Origin of the sequence: Bacteroides sp. AM16-24 (assembly GCF_003471885.1) — a bacterium.
In the GTDB taxonomy this organism is placed as follows: Bacteria; Bacteroidota; Bacteroidia; order Bacteroidales; family Bacteroidaceae; genus Bacteroides.
On sequence record NZ_QRKI01000008.1, the window covers coordinates 176,676 to 201,437 of the forward strand.

10 protein-coding genes are annotated in these 24,762 nt (G+C 41.1%); all 10 read left to right on the forward strand.

Annotated features, from left to right (window positions below):
• Positions 1–34 precede the first annotated feature (34 nt).
• The 10 genes from DW182_RS22300 (at position 35) to DW182_RS22490 (ending at position 24,748) form a co-directional block, all read left to right on the forward strand.
• Positions 35–3,979 carry a hypothetical protein gene (locus tag DW182_RS22300; RefSeq protein ID WP_199678582.1) on the forward strand — a complete coding sequence of 1,315 codons (3,945 nt, stop codon included), beginning with the start codon at positions 35–37 and terminating at the stop codon, positions 3,977–3,979.
• Between the two features lie 384 nt (positions 3,980–4,363).
• Entirely contained in the window at positions 4,364–7,534 is a 3,171-nt protein-coding gene (locus DW182_RS11520; protein ID WP_233564135.1) for a TonB-dependent receptor, read from the forward strand.
• 18 nt (positions 7,535–7,552) lie between these two features.
• Entirely contained in the window at positions 7,553–9,598 is a 2,046-nt protein-coding gene (locus DW182_RS11525) for a RagB/SusD family nutrient uptake outer membrane protein (protein ID WP_118295613.1), read from the forward strand.
• Between the two features lie 19 nt (positions 9,599–9,617).
• Entirely contained in the window at positions 9,618–10,355 is a 738-nt protein-coding gene (locus tag DW182_RS11530; RefSeq protein WP_115502007.1) for a DUF3823 domain-containing protein, read from the forward strand.
• 421 nt (positions 10,356–10,776) lie between these two features.
• Positions 10,777–14,466 carry a glycoside hydrolase family 2 protein gene (locus DW182_RS11535; protein WP_117707910.1) on the forward strand — a complete coding sequence of 1,230 codons (3,690 nt, stop codon included), beginning with the start codon at positions 10,777–10,779 and terminating at the stop codon, positions 14,464–14,466.
• 54 nt (positions 14,467–14,520) lie between these two features.
• Positions 14,521–17,118, forward strand: a complete 2,598-nt coding sequence (xyl3A, locus tag DW182_RS11540) for a xylan 1,4-beta-xylosidase (RefSeq protein WP_118295614.1) — start codon at positions 14,521–14,523, stop codon at positions 17,116–17,118.
• A gap of 185 nt (positions 17,119–17,303) precedes the next feature.
• Positions 17,304–20,708: a PA14 domain-containing protein gene (locus tag DW182_RS11545; protein ID WP_115502004.1), complete on the forward strand. Its 3,405-nt coding sequence runs from the start codon at positions 17,304–17,306 to the stop codon at positions 20,706–20,708.
• The gene (locus DW182_RS11550; RefSeq protein ID WP_233564136.1) at positions 20,692–22,755 is read left to right on the forward strand and encodes a glycoside hydrolase family 55 protein; all 2,064 of its coding nucleotides are present in this window, start codon (positions 20,692–20,694) and stop codon (positions 22,753–22,755) included. Before DW182_RS11545 ends, DW182_RS11550 begins: the two co-directional genes overlap by 17 nt.
• On the forward strand, positions 22,746–23,516 hold the full coding sequence (locus tag DW182_RS22485; RefSeq protein ID WP_233564137.1) for a hypothetical protein: 771 nt from the start codon (positions 22,746–22,748) through the stop codon (positions 23,514–23,516). Before DW182_RS11550 ends, DW182_RS22485 begins: the two co-directional genes overlap by 10 nt.
• A gap of 359 nt (positions 23,517–23,875) precedes the next feature.
• Positions 23,876–24,748 (forward strand): sugar-binding domain-containing protein, encoded by an 873-nt coding sequence (locus DW182_RS22490; protein WP_233564138.1) that lies wholly within the window; start codon positions 23,876–23,878, stop codon positions 24,746–24,748.
• Positions 24,749–24,762 lie beyond the last annotated feature (14 nt).

Below are 24,762 nucleotides of genomic sequence, written 5' to 3' on the forward strand. Positions count from 1 at the left end.
AAGTGTTAGGGGATGGATTATTCTGTCTGACAATATGGAACATGCTATCCGGACAATAAAAACAGCAAAAGAGTATAATATCAATCAGCTTCAGTTGTCCCATGAGATCATCCATGATTTAAAGGCCATTAAAGAAGAAAAGGTATGTGAACAGGTTAATAAACTCATTCGCTTTGCACATTTAGAAGGTATTGATGAAGTGTTGCTTTGGGATCATAGCTTATACTCTCTGGATTATTATCCATCATGTTTTAGAACGGGACCTGATGGTACAATAAACCTGGATAATCCTACATTTTGGGAATGGTTTAAAGATGACTATCGCCGGATGCTCAACAGGGCTCCTGAAGCAGATGGACTTGTGCTAACGTTTATTGAAACTGGCGCTTATGCGGAAAAACAGTATTCGGTGAATATGAAAACCCCTGAGGAAAAACTGGCAGCTGTTGTAAACGCTATTTCCGATGTAGTTATTGGTGAAAGAGGAAAGAAACTCTATATTCGTACTTTTGCTTATTCGGAAGAAGAGTATAAGAGTACTATTGGATGTATAAAGCATATAAAGAGTGATAAGGTCATTTTAATGATGAAAGAAACCCCTCATGATTTCTTTCTGACACATCCGGATAACTCTTACATCAGAAAGATGAATAGACCTACGATTGTAGAGTTTGATTCTGGTAATGAATACAGTGGGCAAGGCATTGTTGCTAATACATGGCCTGAATATACTATGAAAAGATGGGGGAGCTATATTAACTGTCCTAATGTTACCGGATATGTTGCAAGGACGGATCGTTATGGGGATACCAGCATAGTAGGAACAGCTAATGAAATTCAGTTGTATGCACTGAAGCGGATGACGGAAGAACAAACTGTATCTCCAATGCAAATCTATAATGAATTTATTACGTCGAGGTATGGTGAGGATGCTTTGTTGCCCATTAGAAAAGCGTTTCAAAATGCATATGATATAATCACATCTGTTTTTTATACCTTAGGAACAAACCTAACAGATCATTCTTCTCTAAATTATGAAAACAATAAATGGGGATATAGCAGGCATGTGTCTGGAAGATGGATTGATCCGCCTATGGTTCTTGTTAAGCATGATATAAATAAAACATTTCATTATTGGAAAGATATTATAAATCATATTGCTCCTGTACACTTTAAGTCATTATCATCTCCGTTAGCTGTTGAAGTGAAGACCGTTTTTGATAATCAATGGATAGAACCTGATGAAAAAATGGATAGTGTATATTATAATTATATTCTAACGGAAAAACAGTATGGAGTTAAACTTGCTTCCGAAGCAGTCGCTGAAATAGAAAAGGTAAAGCCTTTATTAGAATCTGCGACATATAATGATTTATACCAACTGTTTTATCGTACTTATTTGACTGCATGTTTGCATGAAGCTGTATGTACGGCGTATTATGGTTCCAGAATCTATGTCAGAGCTAAGCAATTTCATCCTGCAGGTTTGAAGGAACGTATTTTTTTATCTCTGAAAAAGATAGAACAAGTTTCGGAGGATATGAATTTGTTGGTGAATGCATATCCTGTCGGTCAATATAACTGGTTGAATGATGCAAAAACCGCATTAAAATACAGAGATAAGGTCTTGAAAATATTGAAGGAACATGCTTCTGAATCTGGTATTACTGAAAGAAGCTTATCGAAGGCAGAATATTTCTCTTGGATAAACAACACTAATGAAGGGACTACAGAATCACAGACATTGGTCAATTTGAATTTTTTTGAATGGCTTCGTCAGGAATATGGGATGCAGTTGGATATATATGCTTTTGATGCAGGGCTGATTGATGGTAAGAATATTTATGGGAGTATAAATTCCCAACGATTTAAGAATAAATTCCCTAAAGGGTTGGAATCTATTTATCTAAAGGCTAAACAGAATGGAGTACGTTTAGGGCTTTGGGGAGGACCAGATGGTTTTGGGAATACTCCGGAGAGTGCAGAGGAAAGAAAAGAGATGTTAGTATCACTCTGCCGTAATTATGATTGGGCTCTTTTTAAATTTGATGCAGTTTGCGGTCCGTTGAGAGAAGAGAAAGAAGATCTTTTTGTGGATATGATTGGAGAGTGCAGGAAATATTCTCCAGACTTAATTCTTTTGAATCATCGTTTAGGGTTGAAAAAAGCGGAACAATGTGCAACAACTTTTTTGTGGGAGGGCAAAGAGAGCTATATTGATGTAAATTCATTCAATACATGTGCAGCTCCTCACAATAGAGTAGGAGCATTGGGAAGAGGTCTTGTACCCGATTTGAAAAGATTAACGGAGGACCATGGGGTTTGCCTTTCTTCCTGTTTGGATTATTGGGAAGATGAACTTGTTTTACAGGCATTTAATAGGTCTTTGTTACTTTCTCCTCAAATATATGGCAATCCTTGGCTATTATCAGATAGAGAGTTTCCTAAATTGGCGAGAATTTTTAATCTGCATCGGAAGTTTTCAGGTTTATTGGTAGATGGTATAGAACTACCTTCAGCCTATGGAAAGTATGCTGTTTCGAGAGGAGATGATAAAACGAGGTTGATAACATTGAGGAATTTGACTTGGGAACCTCAGAAAGTCAATATTGTGTTAGATCATGAGATCGGTCTGGAAGAATGTAAACGTGTTAAGTGTCGGTTATATCATCCTGTTGAAAGAATATTAGGTATTTATAACTATGGAGAATCTGTTGAAGTTACTGTATTACCGTTCAGATCAATGTTGTTTTATGCTTCTGCGGATGAAAGTCTGGATGGCATTGGAGTAGAAGGAACTGATTTTGAAATAATAAAAGATGTAGTGGGGAAACCGATTGAAATAAATTTATTGGGATTTGCAGGAACGCAAGCGCACATCAAATTAAATAATTTACCCGGTGTTGAAAAGATAGAAATGGATGGGCAGGATGTTACAAAAAAACTGAGCAACTCTAAAACGATGAATATAAATTTTGAAGGTGGTAAATACTCAAAATCTTATCATCGGAAAATTGCCGATTTATCTCCTGTATCTATACCTTATGATGTAAATACCTTATATGAAGCTACGGTGTTTGCTGCCGATAATAATGCAATGGAAGTTCGTTCTCTATATCGTTCGGGAACAACGAAGATTGAACAGGTAGAGGAGGCTCGTAACGCTTTTTTTAATCAGTCTGCCTTTGTTAATCGTGGTGTTTGGGATAAATATTTATTTGATGGCGATATGGGGACAGGATTTTGGCCATCAAAAAGAAAAGGTGATATTCGAATAAAGGGTGGTTGTTTTCGTTTGGATCTTGGAGAAAGTTTATTGGTAGATAGTATTCTTATAAAAGTAAAGAACGAGTATGAATTACAACCTTTATTGGTGGATGAAGGCAATGTTGCTTATATTTCATCCGATTTGAAGGATTGGAAACCTGTATCCTTTTGGGCTGGTACAACAATGAGTCTAAAAGTAGGGGAGCGTATGAGATATCTTAAAATGAAACCTTTTCCTGATGCAATAGCCGAAGTAGAAGTATATGCTGCCGGAAAAAAGGTAGAGCCTGATAACTTTAGAGCCAATAATCTTTTTGCTGATACCTCTGTTATGGGATGTGCCGGTGCTTGGAAAGCTATGTTTCGGTTGGACGAGGTAACTCCTAATAGCTATCTTTGTGTAGCTGTAAATGGAAAGCATGGTGTAGAGGGAGCATATGTTACTTTAAAAGTAGATGGTCAATATGTGGGAGCATCCTCTAGGGCAACTTCATATCCGGCTAATCCATGGGAAAATACGACTGTGCAATCTAATTCTAACTATACTTATTTTTTTGAGTTGGATGAAAATCTGAAGAACAAAGATATAGAGGTATTTCTGCTAGCTTATGATGAAAAGAACCTCTCTCTATTTCCTGAAGTTTGGATTACTGCTTATCCGATGCCTTATGAGAAAAAGACATTAGTGATTCACCGTTCTCTTACAGAATAATCGCTTTGATAGCCATATTACCAACATAAAACGAAAAAAACATTCTTATTTGTTTCAGATCATTCTATATGTTGGTAAAGAAGCAGTTAATCTTTTAATTTAATTTAAAATTAAGCGTTAGATAAGCGCGATATCACTCAATTTTTAATCTCAGGCATATAATTTTGCCATATCAAAATGATAATAATAGGTTCTTTTGAAGGTGGAAAAATACAAGATTGAATTTGGGATAACAATTTAAAAAAAGATAAGTAAACTAAAAGAATACATAACTTTAAAAGAAATGCATATGAAAGATACAAGTTAACCGGAAACATATCCTTCCTAACTTATTTAATCTAAGGGATACGTTATTTGATGAAAAACAATTTTAAAAGTGAGATTATGAAACACATGAAAAACAAATCTAATTTTGTGAAAGTTAGCAAATACACTTGTTGGTGTATGCTAATGATGTTCTTGATGGTGCTTACTCCGATGCGTGCACAAACTTCTCGAAGTATATCCGGGCAGGTTGTTGATGAATTAGGTGAAGCTATTATTGGTGCTAATGTGACTGTAGTTGGAAATAAGTCATTAGGTACAATAACTGATATTGATGGAAATTTTACTCTAACAGTTCCCCAAGGAACAACGTTGGAAGTTTCTTACATTGGTTATGTGAATAAAAAAGTGGTAGTGGATAACAAAATCAGCTATAAAATTACTTTGAAGGAAGATGCAGAACAGCTGGATGAGGTCGTGGTAGTAGGATACGGTACGCAGAAAAGAGTGAATCTAACAGGAGCAGTGTCTGCTATTACTAATGAAGAACTGGTTGCTACTAAGAGCCAGAATGCTCAGAACATGTTGACTGGCAAAGTTCCTGGTGTTCGTGTAATTCAAAAAACATCTGAGCCGGGTGAGTTTACCAACCAGTTTGATATCCGTGGTTTTGGTTCTCCATTGATAGTAGTAGATGGTGTTCCTCGTGGCAATTTGCAACGTATGGACCCGAATGAAATTGAGTCGATTTCTGTTTTGAAAGATGCTTCGGCTGCTATATATGGTGTACGTGCGGCTAATGGTGTTGTCTTGATTACTACAAAGAAAGGTGAAAAGAATAAGCCGAAGATTGAATACAACATGTATTATGGTATTCAAACTCCGGCAGAAATGTTGGAACCAGTAGGTGCTGTAGATCGTATGAGACTATTTAATGAAAAGTCAATGCGTAATCTGACAAACCCTCAGCTTACTTATTCAGACGAGCAGATTGAAGAGTATTTGAATGGAACATTAAAATCTACTGATTGGTATGATGCAGTAATTCGTAATTCAGCTCCCCAGCAGCAGCATAATGTTTCATTAAGTGGTGGAAGTGAAAAAACTGATTATTATGTAAACTTCGGTTATACGGATCAGGAAGGTTTTTTCAAGTCAAAAGCAATGGATTATAACCGTTATAATCTTCGTGCAAATTTAAATACCGAAGTCGCTAAAAATTTAAAGGCTTCGATTAAGATAAATGGTATAATTGATAGTAAACAACGTCAATACTTATCAACATGGGAGGTTTATAAAGCTTTGTGGCGTGCAAGTCCTAATGAGAAATTGTATGCTAATGATAATCCGGAATACTTTCAAAAGATGTCATCTGACCAGCTGAATCTTTTGGCAGCAACAGACCCTGATGTTTCCGGTTATAATAAGACAACAAATAAAATCTTCCAGTCTACGATGGAACTTGAATATGCTGTTCCATTTGTAAAAGGTCTGAAGGTGAAAGGCATGTTCAGTTATGATACTTCTATTGCTGATAATACCATATATAAGAAAGAGTATAATGAGTATACTTATAGTGAAGCAACTGATACTTATACTGCTTATGCTATGCAGTCGCCAACTAATCTGGAACGTTATTATGGTAACTCATGGACTACTTTATGGCAAGCTTCTGTAAGTTATGAAAATACTTTTGCATCAAGTCATAACGTATCTGGATTGCTGTTATTTGAAGAAGCACATAGTGTAGGTGATAATATCCGTGCAGCTCGTGATTTTTCTATACCTTTACCTTATTTATTTGCGGGTAATTCTGCCAATCAGCTTGGTACAGCTAATGCAAATGGATTGACAGAAAGTGCTTCTCAGGCACTGGTTGGTAGATTTAACTATGATTATAAAGGACGCTATCTGTTAGAGTTTGCCTTTCGTTATGATGGTTCTTCCAAATTCCCATCACATAGTCGTTGGGGCTTTTTCCCAAGTGCTTCTGTAGGATGGCGCATGAGTGAAGAGAGTTTTATAAAAGACAAATTACCTTTTATAAACAACCTGAAGCTTCGCGGTTCTTATGGTAAAATGGGTGATGATTCTGTTGCTGATTACCAATTTATTTCTGGATATGATTATCCGAATACTAATGGTGATAGATATAATAAAACTCCGAAAGGATATTTTTTCAATGGTTCATTCATGAATTCATTAGGCTTTCGTGCGGTAGCCAATCCTAATATTACGTGGTACACCGTTAAGACTCTGAATGTGGGTATTGATGCTGATTTGTGGAATGGCTTATTAGGAGTTTCTTTTGATTTGTTTCAGCGTGACCGTGATAACTTGATGGCTAATCGTATTGCCACTATTCCAGGAACATTTGGTGCTGCAATGCCTAAAGAGAATTTGGAGAGTGACCGTACAAAAGGTTTTGAAGTTGAATTGAGACATCGTAATCGTGTGGGGCAGGTAAATTATAGTGTTTCTGGAAACATTGCTATTACTCGTTCCATGTGGCGTTACAAAGAACGCACCCCGTCAGGTAACTCCTATGATAACTGGAGAAATAACTTAACTGACCGTTATAATGACATTTGGTTTGGTTATGGTGCAGACGGTCGTTATACTTCGTGGGAACAAATTGCCAACTCTCATATATTTGCAGGTAATGCAACTCTTCCTGGAGATTATGTTTATGAAGACTGGAATGGTGATGGTACAATTGACGATATGGATAGATATCCTATCGCTACAACTACTAATTCTACTGCTGCTAATTTTCAGGATAAGAAAAATTATCCGTTGATGAACTTTGGTTTAACTCTTTCTGCTCAATGGAAAGGTTTTGATGTTAATATGACTTTCCAAGGTGCTGCAATGTCTTATGTATCTTATGGCGAACAGTTGTCGGCTCCGCTACAATTTAATGGTAACGCTTTGGATATGTTCTTGGATAGATGGCGTCCGGTTGATCCCAAACAAGATCCTTATGATCCTTCTTGTCAATGGATTTCAGGATATTATTCTTATGGTGGTACAACTCCGGATCTTAATTCTGAATTTTCTATTCAGAAAGGTACTTATCTGCGTTTGAAGACTGCTGAAATAGGTTACACTTTGCCGAAGAATTGTTTGTCATTCATAGGTATAAAGAATCTGAGAATTTATATGAATGGATATAACTTGTTCACTATAACAGGTGTGAAAGGGGTCGATCCAGAAAGACCAGCTGAACTCTATGGATATATGTATCCGTTGAATAGAACATATAACTTTGGTGCAAGTGTTACATTTTAAGTAAAAGGAGATTATAGTATGAAAAAGCTAAGAAATATATTGATGTGTGTTGCTATAGGAGGTATGTTTGTAGGATGTCAAGATTTGGATATTCCTCCTAAGAATATTCTATCGGGAGAAGACATATATAATGAAGGTGGTATTACTGCCTATATGGCAGGTTTGTATAGCCAGTTGCCAATGGAAGATTTTAATATGTCAAATGATGGTAGTTACAATGGTTTTTATAATTGGAATTGTATTATTTGGGATATGCTCAGCACTGGTGAAACTGTAAATCGTAATAACACAGGTATTTATATTCCTCAAAAAGGATATTGGAGTATGGGTTATAAAACGATTCGTCAAGCTAACGATTTAATAGCTAATCTGCCTGCGTATGTCGGAAAACTGAAAGGTGCTGAATCATGGATTGCTGAAGCAAAGTTTATTCGGGCTTATGTATATTTTGCGATGGTAAAACGCTATGGCGGTGTACCTATTTTGGAAACTCCACAGGAAATGACTGATGACGAGAAGGCATTGTGGGTAGCGCGTAGCAGTCATGAAGAGTGCATTGACTTTATTCTTTCAGATTTAGATTATGCCATTGAAAATTTAGGTAAAACAAAAGTTGCAGGCCGTGCTAATAATACTTATGTGGCAGCAGCTTTCAAGTCACGTGTTGCTTTGTATGCTGGCTCTGTTGCCCGTTATGGACAGACATTTAATTATTCCGGAAGTGAAAGTGGCAAAATGCTTACCGGTATTCCTGAAGGAAGAGCAAACGATTACTTTATGCAAGCTTATAAAGCATCCAAAATAGTAGAAGAAGGTGGTTATAAGTTATATGAGGGAAACTCTGATAAAGAAGCCAACTTCCGTGAGATATTTGCCAATGCTGATAAGAGTGATGAATCAATTCTTATTCGGCAGTATAGTAAAAATGACTTTGTTCATAGTTTTGATGCTGTATATTGTCCGCCTCGTATGACCGCAACTTATGGTGACCGTTATAATGTAACATTGGATTGGGTAGAACTGTTTGACGGCCTGCCTATTGATCCTGCAACGGGATACCTCAAAACAACGGATGACGATGGTAATTATATTGTTTACAATGATATTAAAGACCTATTGGACAATGCAGAACCTCGTTTAAGGGGATCTATCTTATTACCTGGACATACTTACAAAGGGGTTGAACTGGATATTCGTTTTGGTATAATAAAGGAGGAAATAGACCCATCTACACCTATTGCTAAGTTTATAAAGGATGATGGACAGACTACAGTCAATTATACAAGTAATGCTTGGTTCAAGAATAACGTTTTGACAACAACCGAGAATGTAAAAGAACAAAAACCTTATGAGACTTCTACAGGTATGAAACTTAATAAAAGTGGAATGGATGGTCCGGCTAATGGTGGAACGAGTAATACACTGACAGGCTTTCATGGAGCTAAATGGTTGAATTTGAACTGGACAATTGCCGAAACACAGTTACATAGTTCTACACAGTCTTGGATTGATATTCGTTATGCTGAAATATTATTGAATCGTGCCGAAGCTGCATTGGAACTTTACCAGAATGGCGTTGCTACTATCGATGGAAAAGATATGCAACAGGATGCTTACGAATGTATCAATAAGATACGTTCAAGAGCTGGTGCTGAGTTGCTGATCAGTCCTGCAGAACTATCCAATGTATCACGTGATGGCATTGAACGTGGTCAAGGTATCCGTTCGTTTGTATTTGCTCCTAATGAAGGTATGCATATTATCCGTGTAGAACGTTATAAGGAATTGGCTTTTGAGCATAAGATTTATTGGGATTTGCGTCGTTGGTTTACTTTCGATTCGCAAATTTATCAATATCGTCGTAGAATGCTGTCTCCATTCTTGTTTGCCAAAGGAGCAACAGTAAATGAAGCAGGTAATCCGGTGGGTAAGTATATTTTTGATACCCGTGTTTGTGAAAGAGCTAATAACTCATTGACATTTGCTACTAAAAATTACTATGATAAGATTCCTGATGGTGAACGTAAGGTAAATCCGTTACTTGAGCAAAATAATCAGTATTAATTAGAAAAAGGAAAATAGTATGAAAAAGATATTTAATTTGCTGTTAGTTACTGCATTAGTTTTAGGCTTTTCATCGTGTGAAAAGGATAATTATGATGCACCGGAAGCTGGTGTCTTCGGGCAGGTTGTAGACCATAACGGTAAACCTCTGCAAACAGCTATGGGACAAGGAAGTATGAAGATACAGATTACGGAATTGAGTTATGCGGGTGGCGATGAATCGATCGTTGTGACGAATCAGAACCTCAATATGAGGCAGGATGGTTCATATTCCAATTCTAAACTGTTTGCAGGTACTTACCGTATGATTCCGTTGGAAGGCGCATTTTATCCTTATGATGTAGAAGGAGAAACGGTGGAATTGAAGAATGGGAAAATGACAGAACGTAACTTTACTGTTACCCCCTATCTGGAAGTAGAATGGGTTACGGAACCTTACTTGACTTCTGATAATTTTTTGAAATGTGCAGTGAAATTTAAGAGAATAGCAAAAGAAGGAATTGCTATGCCTGATGTAAACAACATACAATTGTATATTTCGCATACGCAATATTGTGGAACAGAATCTGACGGAAATTATACTCCCGGTTCTGTGAAAATAACTAATGATCAGGAGGGCACAACTATTGAGTTAACTTCTAAAGCTGCTATTAAATATTCCAATACCTATTGGGTAAGGGTAGGTGCGTGCTGTAACGACACTTACAAGAAGTATAACTTTACTGATATCAAGAAAATCGATCTGAAATTGAATTGATTAAATAAGTAGGTAGGTAAGTAAGGAGGGTATTTGTTTCCGTAATAAGTGCCCTCCTTCTTTTTTGAACAAAATTTTAGTACTGCTTTGGGGTCATAAACTCTTTTAGGACGTATCAGGGGCGTACTTTCTTCGTTCTTATACACAACTAAAAATAGTGAAGCTGGTACAAGGAGGGGGATACATGATACAAAGCGACTCATTTTGTTCTATTTGTCGATTGTAAATCTGGTTAGGGGATTGCACCTTATACCGAAGCAGATTATCATGGCAACATAACATAATTTAAAAGTTTATTGGATGGTTTGTAATGGTACCAGCTACGATTAATTACTTTTTAATGTCTAATTAATTATTTATTTCACTTTCTGTTAATGAGTCGAAGCTACATTTGCAGAAAATAATATTATATTTTAATATCATGAAGAATTTCTATATAGCCTTTTGGACTGCCGCATGCCTTTTGATTTCATCATCCGGATATGCGCAATCTGAATGGAAAAATAATTTCTCTGATCAAGGAGAAATACTGAAAACAGTGGGACGGGGTGAATGTAGCATTGCAGACGGGGTATTCCGTTCAAAAGGTTCTTATGCTTGTTTCGGTAATCCTGAGTGGAAGAACTATACCATGTCCTTTAAAGCGCGCGCTCCCCAAGAAGCGGAACAAGTTCAAATCTGGGCAGGATTTCGTGCTAATAATCGTTTTGATCGTTATGTAGTCGGTATAAAAGGTGGATTGCAAGATGATTTATACCTGATGCGTATGGGTTATATGGGTACGGATGAGTTTATGGGCGTTCGTCCGTTAGGATTTCATCCGGTACCGGGTCAATGGTATCAGTTAAAGGTAGAAGTCTGTGGTAGCCGTATTCGCGTTTTCTTGAATGACGAGAAGGAACCGCGGATGGATATCACAGATAAAAACAGCAACTTGGCGCCTTCCGGTCCTGTGACTTTGGGAGGAGGTTGGATTGAAACAGAGTTTGACGACCTTGTTGTTACTCCGTTGGAAGAAGATGCATTGAAAAATGTGAAAGTTGCAGAATATCGTAAGGTGGCAACACCACAAGAGAAAGAAAGTAAGCGCCAGCTTGAAAGAGCAAGTTATGCGTCTGTGAAAGTGAATAGACTGGAGGAAGGACGCACGGATATTTCATTGGATGGTAACTGGCTCTTTATGCCCGGATATCAGTTGGACGATAAAGAGAAAGCAGTATCCACGGCTACGGACGATAAGAATTGGCATGTAATGTCTGTGCCTAATTTCTGGAACCCAATCCGTATCTGGTTACATGGAGAAACCATGCCTTCACCTACAGGGCCTCAGCCAAAAGGTGTTTCGGATACCTATTACCAGCAGGAAACCGATCGTTGCGAGGGTTATACATTTGATTATAGAAAAACGAACGCTGCTTGGTATCGTCAGTGGATAGAGCTACCGGCTGGTGTTGAAGGCAAAAATATGACTCTGACTTTTGATGCTGTTTCAAAGGTAGCAGAGATTTATATTAATGGAGAGCTGGCAGGTTCGCATATCGGCATGTATGGTGAAATACAGGTTGATGGAAGCAAATTGCTGAAACCCGGCAAAAATCTGGTAGTAGTGAAAGTGACCCGTAGGGCGGATGGAAGTGCTTCTGAAAGCGGTAGTGCTGCTATTGATTTCTTCTATTCTTCTGTTCGCGAAAGTGAAAAAGAAGACGGAAAGGTTGCTGTGAAGAACAACATCCTGAAAGATATAGCACATGGATTTTATGGTGATGAGCCTGCAGGTATCTGGCAGCCGGTAAAACTTACTATCACCAACCCGGTGAAGGTGGAAGATGTCTTTATTAAACCTACTCTGGAGGGAGCTACTTTTGACCTGACGGTAAAGAATCATAGCGGTAAGAAGAATCAGTTTGATCTCTATACTGACATTGTGGACAAAGAGACCGGTTCTGTGCTTTACAGCAGTCTTTCTTTGCAAAAACTGGTGCTGAATGCTGATGAAGAAAAGATGTTTACTTACAGTGTGAATGGACTTAAACCTCGTCTCTGGACACCTCATCATCCTAATCTATACGATTTCCGCTTTAGGCTGGTTACTGCCAAAGGTGCTGAATTAGACTGTCTGTCAGAGACTTCCGGCTTCCGTACTTTTGAAGTGAAGGAAGGCTTGTTCTTTCTGAACGGTAATCGATATTGGCTGCGGGGTGGCAATCACATTCCGTTTGCTCTTGCTCCGAACGACTTGAATCTGGCTAATACTTTCATGCAACTGATGAAGGCCGGCAACATAGATGTCACTCGTACCCACACCACTCCGTGGAATAAACTTTGGATGGGAGCTGCTGACAAAAATGGTATCGGTGTTAGCTTTGAAGGTACTTGGCCTTGGCTGATGATTCATTCCACCCCGTTGCCTGATGCAAAACTGATTGAAATGTGGAAGGAAGAATTCCTCACCTTGCTGAAAAAGTATCGTAACCATCCTTCACTGCTTTTCTGGACGGTGAATAATGAAATGAAGTTCTACGATAATGATAATGACCTGGAACGTGCTAAAGAGAAATACCGTGTGATTTCGGATGTGGTAAAAGAAATGCGTCGCATTGATCCTACACGTCCCATTTGTTTCGACTCCAACTATCAGGCAAAGGGCAAAAAAGAAAAGTATGGTGCTGACTTTATGAATAGCATAGATGATGGCGACATCGATGATATGCATGCGTATTATAATTGGTATGATTTCTCACTCTTCCGGTTCTTCAACGGAGAATTTCAGCAGAGGTTTAAGATGCCCGAACGTCCGCTTATCAGCCAGGAGATGTCAACCGGATACCCGAATAATGAAACCGGACATCCGACCCGTTCTTATCAGTTGATTCATCAGAACCCTCAATCCCTGATAGGCTATGAATGTTATGACTTCTCAGATCCTAAATCATTCCTTAACGTGCAGGCGTTCATTACCGGAGAATTGGCTGAAGCGCTTCGCCGTTCCAACGATCAGGCATCGGGTATCATGCATTTTGCCTTACTCACTTGGTTCCGTCAGGTTTATGATTATCAGAAGATTGAGCCATATCCTACGTATTACGCTTTGAAGCGTGCTTTGCAACCTGTATTGATAAGTGCCGAGTTGTGGGGACGTAATCTTTATGGTGGAGATAAGCTGCCGACACGTATTTATGTAGTGAATGACCGCGAGGATGGTACAGCCCTGAAACCTACTTTATTGCGTTGGGAAGTACAGGATGAAACCGGAAAGAAACTGGTTTGGGGTAGTGAGGAACTCCCGGCTGTGAAGCATTATGGACGCTACTATATTGAGCCGAATATCCAATTACCGGTTAACTTGCCGGCTGACAAGGTGAAAGCTAAATTGGTATTGAAGTTGACTGAGAATGGCTTACCGGTATCGGAAAATGAATATAATCTGCTGTTGGCCCGTAAGGACTGGAACATCAATCAAGTAGCAGAAGGTAAAAAAGTGCTTCTTCTGGATAAAGAGGGTATGAAAGATAAATTTGATTTCCTTCATATAAACTATCAGGCGGTTTCTACTATAAAAGAAATGATGAACCCGAAACTGAAAGCTGACCTTTGCATTATTTCCGGATTGACCGCGTGTACGGACGAAGAAAGAGAAATGCTTCGCTCTTATCAGTCAAAGGGAGGGAAGTTGCTTTTACTGAATAGTAAAGAAGTTGCGAAGGCCATTTATCCTGAACATATCACGAGTTGGATTATCCCGACAGAGGGTGACATCGTGAATATGGAACGCAATGATGCACCGGTGTTTGATGGTATTGATGTATTGGAACTGCGTTATTTCAATAATAATAAGAGAGAAATTCCTTTGGCTTGCAATGCTACCCTGAAAGTAAACCGGAATGAAAACCTGATAGAATTGGCAGGGCAGATGAAGATTCATGCTTATATCGACGGTGGAAAGCCGGAAGATCGTATTCGTAAAATCGATTCGATGCGAGGTTTAACCTTATTGCAGATAAAGGATGGAAAGGGATTGGCTACAGTTTCTACCATGTGTACGGAGAAGGCTGATACCGACCCGATAGCTGGAAAGCTGTTAGTGAACATGATAAATGAATTATTGAAATAGCAAGCAACGAATAGTTTGATACGATTCTGATTTTACTGATACAATCAAAATACTATGGTCAAGAAAATTCTGATATCCTTTTGTTTGAGTGCTGTAGCCCTGGTGGCTACAGCACAAAATGAACCCTACAAAAACCCGGATTTGACACCTTCCGAACGGGCATGGGACTTGTTGAAACGTATGACTCTGGAAGAGAAAATCAGCCAGATGAAAAATGGCTCGCCAGCCATTGAGCGCCTTGGAATACCGGCATATGACTGGTGGAATGAAGCACTGCACGGAGTGGCGCGCGCCGGAAAAGCAACTGTTTTTCCTCAGGCGATAGGACTTGCCGCCACTTTTGATAATCAGGCGGTTCATGAAACCTTCAGCATCGTATCGGATGAAGCCCGTGCCAAATACCATGATTTTCAACGTAAGGGTGAACGGGATGGTTACAAAGGATTAACGTTTTGGACTCCGAATATCAATATATACCGTGATCCGCGTTGGGGACGAGGTATGGAAACTTATGGAGAAGACCCGTATCTGACCTCTCTGATGGGATTGGCCGTAGTGAAAGGCTTGCAGGGTGATGGCACCGGAAAATATGACAAGACACATGCTTGCGCCAAGCACTATGCCGTGCACAGTGGTCCGGAATGGAACAGGCATAGCTTTGATGCCAAGAATATTTCCCAGCGCGATTTATGGGAAACCTACCTGCCCGCTTTTAAAACCTTGGTGACGGAAGGAAAAGTAAAAGAGGTGATGTGTGCCTATAACCGCTATGAAGGAGAACCGTGTTGCTCTAACAAGCAATTGTTGATTCGTATCCTGCGTGAGGACTGGGGATATGATGATATTGTGGTTTCAGATTGTGGGGCTATCGGCGATTTCTACTATCCTAATCATCATGAAACCCACCCTACGGCTGCGGCTGCCTCGGCTGACGCTGTTGTCTCAGGGACAGACCTGGAATGTGGCGGCAGTTATTCTTCTTTAAATGAAGCGGTACGGAAAGGACTGATATCAGAAGAAAAAATCAATGAATCGGTTTTCCGTTTATTGCGCGCTCGTTTCCAGTTGGGCATGTTTGATGATAATACACTTGTTTCGTGGTCTGAAATACCATATTCGATTGTAGAGTCAAAAGAACATGTAGCCAAGGCTTTGGAGATGGCACGTAAGAGTATGGTATTGCTGACTAACAAGAATAATATCTTGCCGTTGAGTAAATCTGTTCGTAAAGTTGCCGTGCTGGGGCCTAATGCCAATGACTCCGTGATGCTTTGGGCAAACTATAACGGTTTCCCTACTAAATCTGTCACCATCCTTGAGGGCATTAAAAGTAAACTTCCCGAAGGAGCTGTATATTATGAAAAAGGTTGTGATTTTGTAAATACACAGACTGTTTTTAGCTACTTCGATTGTTGCTCGTATGATGGGAAGAAAGGCTTTAAGGCAACCTTCTGGAATAATAAGGAATTGGAAGGTGAAGCGGTGGCTGTCGGTCATTTTAGTGAGCCGCTGAACTTTGGTAATGGGGGCAACACCGTATTTATGCCGGGAGTAAATCTGCACGATTTCTCGGCGCGCTTTGAGTCGGTATATACCCCGAAGGAATCCGGCGAAGTCTCTTTCATTATTTCTGCGGATGATGGTTCCCGACTGTTCATTGATGGGGAAGAGGTTTACTCTGAGTGGCATAATGGAGCTACAAGAGAGAAAATGTATAATCTGAATGCAGTGAAGGGCAAAGCCTATAAGGTTGTATTAGAGTATTTCCAGGCTGGCGGAGAAGCTTCATTGAAATTTGATATAGGCATTAAGAAAGAAATAAATTATAAGGAAGTGGCCGATAAAGCGGCTGAAGCTGACGTGATTATCTTTGTTGGCGGACTTTCTTCTTCACTGGAAGGTGAGGAAATGCCGGTAGACCTTCCCGGATTTAGAAAAGGTGACCGCACCAATATCGATCTGCCTCAGGTGCAGGAAGAGATGCTGAAAGCTTTGAAAAAAACAGGTAAACCGGTTGTTTTTGTCTTATGTTCCGGCAGTACGCTGGCATTACCTTGGGAAGCAGAAAACCTGGATGCGATTATTGAAGCATGGTATCCCGGCCAGCAGGGAGGGACAGCCGTTGCAGATGTCCTGTTTGGTGATTATAATCCTGCCGGACGCTTGCCACTTACTTTCTATGCATCGAGCAGTGATCTGCCCGATTTTGAGGACTACGATATGAGCAACCGTACATACCGCTATTTCAAGGGAAAACCTCTGTTTCCTTTTGGACATGGATTGAGCTATACCACTTTTGACTATGGTAAGGCTAAGGCGGATAAGAAAATACTTCGGGCAGGTGAGGGGGTGACTTTAACCATACCATTGAAGAACATCGGTAAACTGTCGGGAGATGAAGTTGTGCAAGTCTATCTGCGTAATCCTGGTGATAAAGATGGGCCGATTAAAACATTGAGAGCTTTCCGCAGGATTTCTTTGGAAGCTGGTCAGGCGGAAGATGTTCTGTTTGAATTACCCGCCTCAACATTTGAATGGTTTAATCCGGCTACAAACCGCATGGAGGTTCTTCCCGGTAAGTATGAACTGCTCTATGGTGGAACTTCGGATGAGAAAGCGCTACGGAGACTAACAGTTACGTTGAAGAAATGAAACTCTGCATTTTGCAATGATATTTAAACGCTATTTGAACAATCCTTAATTACCTGTAGGTAATCTACTGACTATTACGTAGTAGTTGGCAAACTACCTATAGGTAATCGGGTAACTACTTATAGGTAGTTTTATCACTTATCCTGCACGATTCGTAATAGATTGAACCTTTAATACTGATATTTATGAAGAAGTATTTTCTTTTTATATTTTTTCCCCTTTTTGTCCTTTCTGCTAATGCCGGAGAAGGAAGATATACCTTCCCGTTGACAGGAAGAGGCTGGTCGCTATGGCTCGATAAGGAAGCGGGCTGGCAGAATGATCGCCTTTACCTTCCGCACGAGATAACTGACTTGTCTTTGTTGCCTGTGAATCGTCCTACTGGTGGCTGGCAGGTTTTGAGTAATAATCCTGATGCAGTTTCTGTCGAAGTACCGGGTACGGTGGAAGAATATCTCACCGTTTCTGATAATCCCCGTCCGGAAGATTTCCGGGGAGTCAGTTGGTGGTATCGTAAGATTAAGATTCCTGCTGACCAGAAGAATAAACGCTTTATAATTTATTTTGAATCAGTCAGAATGCGTGCAGAAGTTTATCTTGACGGCAAACTCGTGGCTTACGACCTGATTGGTGAAACTCCTTTTCAGGTAGACATTACGGATGAGGCCAAGCCGGGGACAGAACAATTACTGGCAGTACGTGTCACCAATCCCGGAGGTAATTTCCACTGGCAGGATTTTGATATACTGAAATGGGGAGAGTATAATATTCCTCCTGCAAGAAGTTTCAGTGGAATTATCGGTAGGGTTAGGTTAGAGAGTGTGAACCCTGTGTTCATTTCTGATATTTATATGCAGAATACTCCTGAGTTGACAAAAGTGAATGCTATTGTTTCTTTCACTAACGAAACGCCTGCTGATGTGAAGCAGGATATTGAACTTACAGTGAGCGAAAAAGCTAATCCTGATAAAGTTGTATTCCGGCAAACATTGAAAAAAGTATCTTTGCCTTCAGGAAATCATGAAGTGACAATACCTGTAAATGTTCCTGATGCCAAACTATGGGACCTTGCCACTCCAGAGTTGTATACTTGCAATATTCAGATAAAGAAGGGTAAAAAGATACTCGATCAGGACCAGAAGAATTTTGGTTTCCGTTGGTTTACTGTAGATGGCGTGGGGAAGGATGCGGTACTGCGTCTCAATGGTCGCCGCGTGATGCTGAAAAGCGCCATCAGTTGGGGATATTTCCCGGTTACGGGATTGATAGCAACGACCGAGATGGCCGAAAAGCAGATTCTTACGGCTAAGAAGTTGGGCTTGAATATGTTGAACTTCCATCGCTGCATAGGTAGTCCGGTGGTTCTTGAAAAAGCGGACGAGTTGGGATTGCTCTATTATGAAGAACCGGGTTCATTCCATTCGGCCAACCATGATCCGTTTATCCGTACAATTGTGAATGAGAAACTGAAACGTATGGTTCGCCGTGACCGCAGTCATCCGAGCCTCGTAATCTTTAATCTGATTAATGAATTTGGCGGTCGGTTGTCACGGGATAAGGAGCTTGTAGCCAAGCGTATGAATGATATGTGTGAGGCACATGCTGTCGATCCCAGCAGAATTATGACGTTTACGTCCGGTTGGGCAGGTAGTGAAGATAAAGAAGAGGATTCCAAAGCACATATGTTGCCATTTGACACAACGTTATACCGGAAGGGATGGCACGATAATCATCGTGCCGGAGGACCGGAGACTTGGGTGGAAAACTACTATAAAGGACCGAAGGATAATATCATGTATACCGGCAACCGCACGGAAGTCTTTTTGCGAGGTGAAGAAGGAGCAATATCTACTCCTCCCCGTATTCAGTTGATAAATGATGAAGTAGAACGTACCGGTAAAACCGGCTGGGATGGCCTTTTCTGGAAAAGCCAGTATAAGGCTTTCACTGATTATTTCCAGAAGAAAGGACTTGCCTCTCACTTCGGCACTCTTGATGATCTGACACGTTCTATGGCTAATGTGTCATTCGAACATCAGGGCAGACGCATTGAGGGGATGCGAATGCAGAATCTGGGTGATGCCTACATGGTGAATGGCTGGGAAGCGATGCCTTATGACAATCATTCCGGCATTGTAGACATCTACCGCAATCCCAAAGGGGATGCTTCTATATTGGCGTACTATAACCAACCGCTGTATGTAGCCGTTGCTTCGCGCAATCAGGTAGTAAAACTTCCGGGCAGTGCAATCGTAGATTTCTATATCGTGAATGAGAAGAATCTGAAAGGCAATCATATCTTGGAGATAAAAGTGATTGCTCCCGATGGAAAAGTGGTTTATACCCGGAATGAAAAAGTCAGCATCGAAGGCGGTGAAACGTTTGGGCAGCTTTTGCTGGAGAATGTGGAGGTTCCCATAAATGCTAAAGAGGGAACTTATCGCATACTGGCTGATATCAAAGCTGATAATCAGCAGATATGCGCCCAAGGGCACGATGAAGTGGTGGCTGTAGGCTGGCAGGCAAATGACTTGGCTGGTAATGGAGCTTACTATGGAAGTGAGAATGACAAAGTGGCCGCTTTCTATAAGAAAACTACCGGAAAAGAGCTTCCGGCCTTTACTTCCGAAACCGGCAAATTGGACTGGCTTGTTGTGAACCGTTCATCGTTGGATGAACCTGTTGTCATACCTTCAGACTTTTTCAAGGATAAGAATGGAAATTCCACATTGAAGGCCACCTGGTATAGTGAGCCTGATATGAATATTGTAGCTTCCATTAAGCCGGATACGGAGCTTAACCGGACTTTTGTAGACGGTGCGCAGCCTGATGAGTCTGTTCCTGCCAATCAGCCTTTCTCAGTAATATGGGAAGGTGATATATATCCGCCTGAGTCCGGGCAGTATTTGCTGGGTGTTGAAACCAATCGTGGCGTGCGTATGTACGTTGACGACAGGCAGTTGATTGATGAGTATTATAATGCTTCTCCTATGAAGCAGGACAGACCTGTAGTTATGGAGGCCGGAAAGCCCGTAAGAGTGAGGGTGGTATATCGCCAGACTCATCAGTCCGGGCAGATACAATTGAAATGGTCCCGGCCGAGTGCAGCCGCCATTGCTCCGCAGAAGTTATTTGAGCGGGTGAAGAATGAGGGCACCACTTTGATTTTGCTTGGCTCCACCGAAACCTGGATGAAGGCTGTGGCAGAATATACGAATACTGTATATAACGGTTATTATAACGTTGGAAAGAACTGGATTGGCGGGATTCATTTTGTGAAAGAGCATCCTTTGTTTGCAGGGCTCCCTGTGAACGGTGCCTTGAATTGGCCTTACCAGTCGGTAGTGAAGAATGGCGACCAGAGGTTTGGCTTCCGTATGCAAGGAGAAGAATTGGTAGTTGGTTCCTATCGGAGCACTCCGTTTGAGTTAGGCACAGCCGTAGGAATCATTCCTTGTGGAAAAGGAAAGATTATTTTCTCTTCACTGGATATTGCAGACAATCTGGATGACTCGTCGGGACCTGCAGAAGTGGCTAAGAAAATATTGTGTAACTATATCAAATACTCTTTTCATGAAAACATCTTCTAAGTTAGGGGCGGCGGCTATATTGATTCTGCTGGCGTTGCTTCCTATGAACATTGCTTGTGCGCAAGCGCAAAAACAGCAAGTACTCCAGCAGAGTATCAAAACCATTTATCCGACAAAGGACTGGGCGATATCCGACTTTGTTGTGACCGACCCTGCCTTCGGTGCTAAAGCCGAACCGGGATTTGACAACAGGGCGGCTTTTCAGGCGGCTATTGACGCTGCTTATAAAAGCGGCGGCGGGGTAGTGTATATACCTGCCGGAAATTATGAATTCCGTAGTACACAGCTTGGTACAAAGAATGTCAGAGTTCGTCAGGGACGTTCGGAAAGCAAGAAAGATTTCCATTTTGAATACGTTTTGCGCCTCCATCCCGGAGTGCAACTTCGCGGTGACTGGGCTGATCCGGAGGTCAATAACGGAAAAGTTCTCGGAACCATTCTTGAAGTGCGTGTCGGTAAAGATGCACCGAACTATGACGGAAGTGTTGAAAGCTGGTGGAACGATGGACAGGCGGGCAATGCACTTCGCACGACCTATACAAGCATAGCTGACAGATTCATCGAGATGAATGCAGGCACCGGAGTTACTAATCTCTCTATCTGGTATCCTGAGCAGGACATCAATGATGTGAAACCCTATCCGTGGACATTGTTCCAAACTCAGGGAGACTGTGCTACGATAGAGCATGTCACTCTCGTCAACTCTTACAACGGTTTTAATTCTGCACCGAGTGAGTTGCACTATGTGCTGGATAGTTATATCACAGCACTAAACAAGGGTATCGAAGTCCATGTATGTACCGATATCGGGCGTATTGAGAATGTCAGGATTAGTCCTGAGTATTGGGCTAAATCCGGTCTTCCGGGAGCACCTTCTCTGGCTGACGTAACAGCCTATACAAAAGCGAACGGCACGGGATACCAGATGCACCGTTCAGACTGGGAATATGTTTCTTACCTGCGTGTGTCAGGTTACAAGACAGGCGTATGGATCGGGCGTGAACCCGGCTTTGCCGATGCCCCGAATGCTCAGTTGTATGAGGTACATGTAGATAATTGCGGGAATGGATTGTATGTGGAAGATGTCAATCCGTATGGCATACTTATATCCAATTCTTCATTCGGAGCGCCCGAAGATGGCAATGCCGTATATTTTTACAAAGATTTCAGCACTTCGGTACAATTCAATGGGGTGGATTTCAACGGACCTGTTGTAAGTGATGGCAGCGATGGAGTCGTATCATTTGAAAGTTGTACATTTAGTGAATACGGGGATTATGCCCTTAAGATAAATAGTGGTAATGTATTGCTGTCCCAATGTGATTTCAAGAAGAATGCTGGACATGTATATCTCGGTGCGGATATGCATACGCTGAAGTCTGTTAATTCGGGTTATAAATGCAATCTGAAAGTTGATAATCACAGCACTTCGGCCAAAGTAGAAGTGATTACGGGGAAGAAGTACTTTTTTGAGCCCATACCTAAAAACGTAAAAACAAATATAGATGTGCACCCAAGACCGGCATCGGATAAAGTATTGAAAGCGGATCTGGCAAGGGCAACAGGCTTTAATAATAACCGTCCTGTGAAAGATGTATCGGCTGAACTGCAATCTGCACTTGATGCGTTGAAAGCTGCTGGTGGCGGTACGCTCTACTTGCCTGCCGGAAGATATCTGGTGGACAATCCTATCAAAGTTCCTTCGGGAGTTGAATTGAGAGGCTCTTGGGATGTGCAACATCACACGCAAAGTGGTGGTACTGCTATATTTACCAACTATGACGGTGGGACTATCGGAGAAAAAGGTGCTTCACTTATACAACTTGAAGCCAATGCCGGCATCAGGGGCATTACGTTGGCACAGCTCAATATTGCTTCTGATGGCTACAGTGCATCAAACCCACGAAAGACTCCGTTTTTGATACAGGGACAAGGTCCCAAGGTGTATATTATCAATGTAACCATAGCAGTAGGCGATAAAGGTATAGATCTGGCTTCATATGACACCAGTGGCACTATGTCGATTATCTGGGTGGTGTGCCTTTAAGGGCAGGCATCTGGGTTGGCGGTGGAGCCGAAGGTGGATTCATCCGCAATATGCAGTTTAATCCTCACTATGGGTCGAGACTTCCGGAAGGAGGACAGGGGTATCCGGAGGTATTTATGATGCGGTTTGTGCAATCTAATTGCAGTGCGCTTAAGTTTGCGGATGTCAAGAACCAGACTATTTTCAACAATTTCGTTTATGGTTCGGTATACGGAATACATTTCCTGAAAGATGCGATAACCGGTAAGTATCCGGGAAAGATGACCGTTATAGGACATGGTTCCGACGGATGCACCTATTCTTTGTTTGTGGAAGATGCGGATAAGAATACGAAGATCGTTGCAGTTAATTCAGAGTTGGTTAATACTAAGATTCCCAATGAGCCGGTGCGGTCGTATGTTCTCATGGGAAATGAAGTTAATACCGGTAAGGTTCATCCTAATGCCAAACTTATCTTGTACAATAGTGCATTCTGGGGAAGTCCTGTTTTCGGGGCGATTATAAACAATGGTATTGTGTCATTCCAACAGGCCAATTTCACACGTTCCGGTACACAGGGTATAGATGTCAGAGGTGGCAAAGCGCATGTGTATACTTCTTATTTCGCTCAGAAAATAGCAGCTCCGACTGCCGGAGATGGTGGATATGCAAGACTGGGGGAACAAGGAAAATCGATAGAACTCACTAATAACTATTATCTCTCCGGATTTCGGTTTAATAAATCGGGAGAGGGGCTGATTTATGGTTCTGACAAGAAGTAGGTATTGTAGCGTTTGGCCTTATGAATACATGGTCGTTTCCTTTCGTGGAAAGTCTGTTTACTCCAAATGGTAACTTCATTTACATGCAGAGGTAAAGCCCGTTACATACCGAGGTAAAGAGCGTTACAATAGGCAGTAAAGGTCGTTACATTCTGCGGTAAATGCTTTTACATCGTGAAGTAAATGAAATGTAAATGCTATCTGTTGATAATCAGTAAACTATCGAATTTCATCCTGAGCGTAGTCGAAGGATCTACTCCCTTGGCACAAAGGTGCACTAATAATGGAAGAGCAGATTCTTCGACTAGGCTTCCTTAGAAGACAGATACTCAGTAGACCATTATTTAATTTAAACAGTTATGAATAATAGTATTTTCTTTAAGTACTGTTTGTTGGGAGCTGTTCTTTCTTTTTTGGGGATGGCTGGTCTTAAATCTCAGACAGTAGTGTTTCCACGTGATTTCTCATCGGCTGAGGGACTGGTCACTGCACAAGAGAAACCTTTTCGCGATGAAGTCTGCCTGAATGGACTATGGGAACTGCAATGTATTCCTGTTCCTTCTTCCTGGAAAAGCGGCTCAGGAATTGCTCCGGAACTGTCAGCGCCACAACCGGATAAATGGGAAAAAGTAAAGATAAAAATACCTTCTGCCATCAACGTGAACGATTGGGGGAGAGGCAGCAATGTAGGTGATGGCACACAAAATCCGTATGCTCCGGGTTCTGTTTATTTTCCAAGTTATCCGGACTATTGGAAACATACCCGCATGGGATGGTTACGGAAGAACTTCCGTATCCCGGAAGAATGGACACAGAAACGTGTTTTACTTCATTTTGAAGCCGTTGCCGGAGATTGCATTGTTTTAGTTAATGGTAGGGAAGCGGGCCATAACTTTGACTCTCATCTTCCTTTCGACATGGATATTTCCGACTATATTAACCGTGATGCAGAAAATGAATTGTTGGTAGGTGTTCGCCACACCAAGTTGTTTGATAAGTCGCATCCTGTATACAAGAAGATGGGAGCCACTTATCCTACGGGGTCCAATACGGATGATCTGATTGGCATCTGGCAAGATGTGTACCTGCTTGGAGTGCCGGAGGTGAGAATCACAGATGTGTTTGTGCAGCCTTGGGTCGACAAGAATGAGTTGGTGCTGGAAGTAGCAATGACTAACTTTCAATCGCTTACCGAACCTTACCGATGGCATTTTTGCCGGGAAACCTTATAAAGAGGGAAAACCGG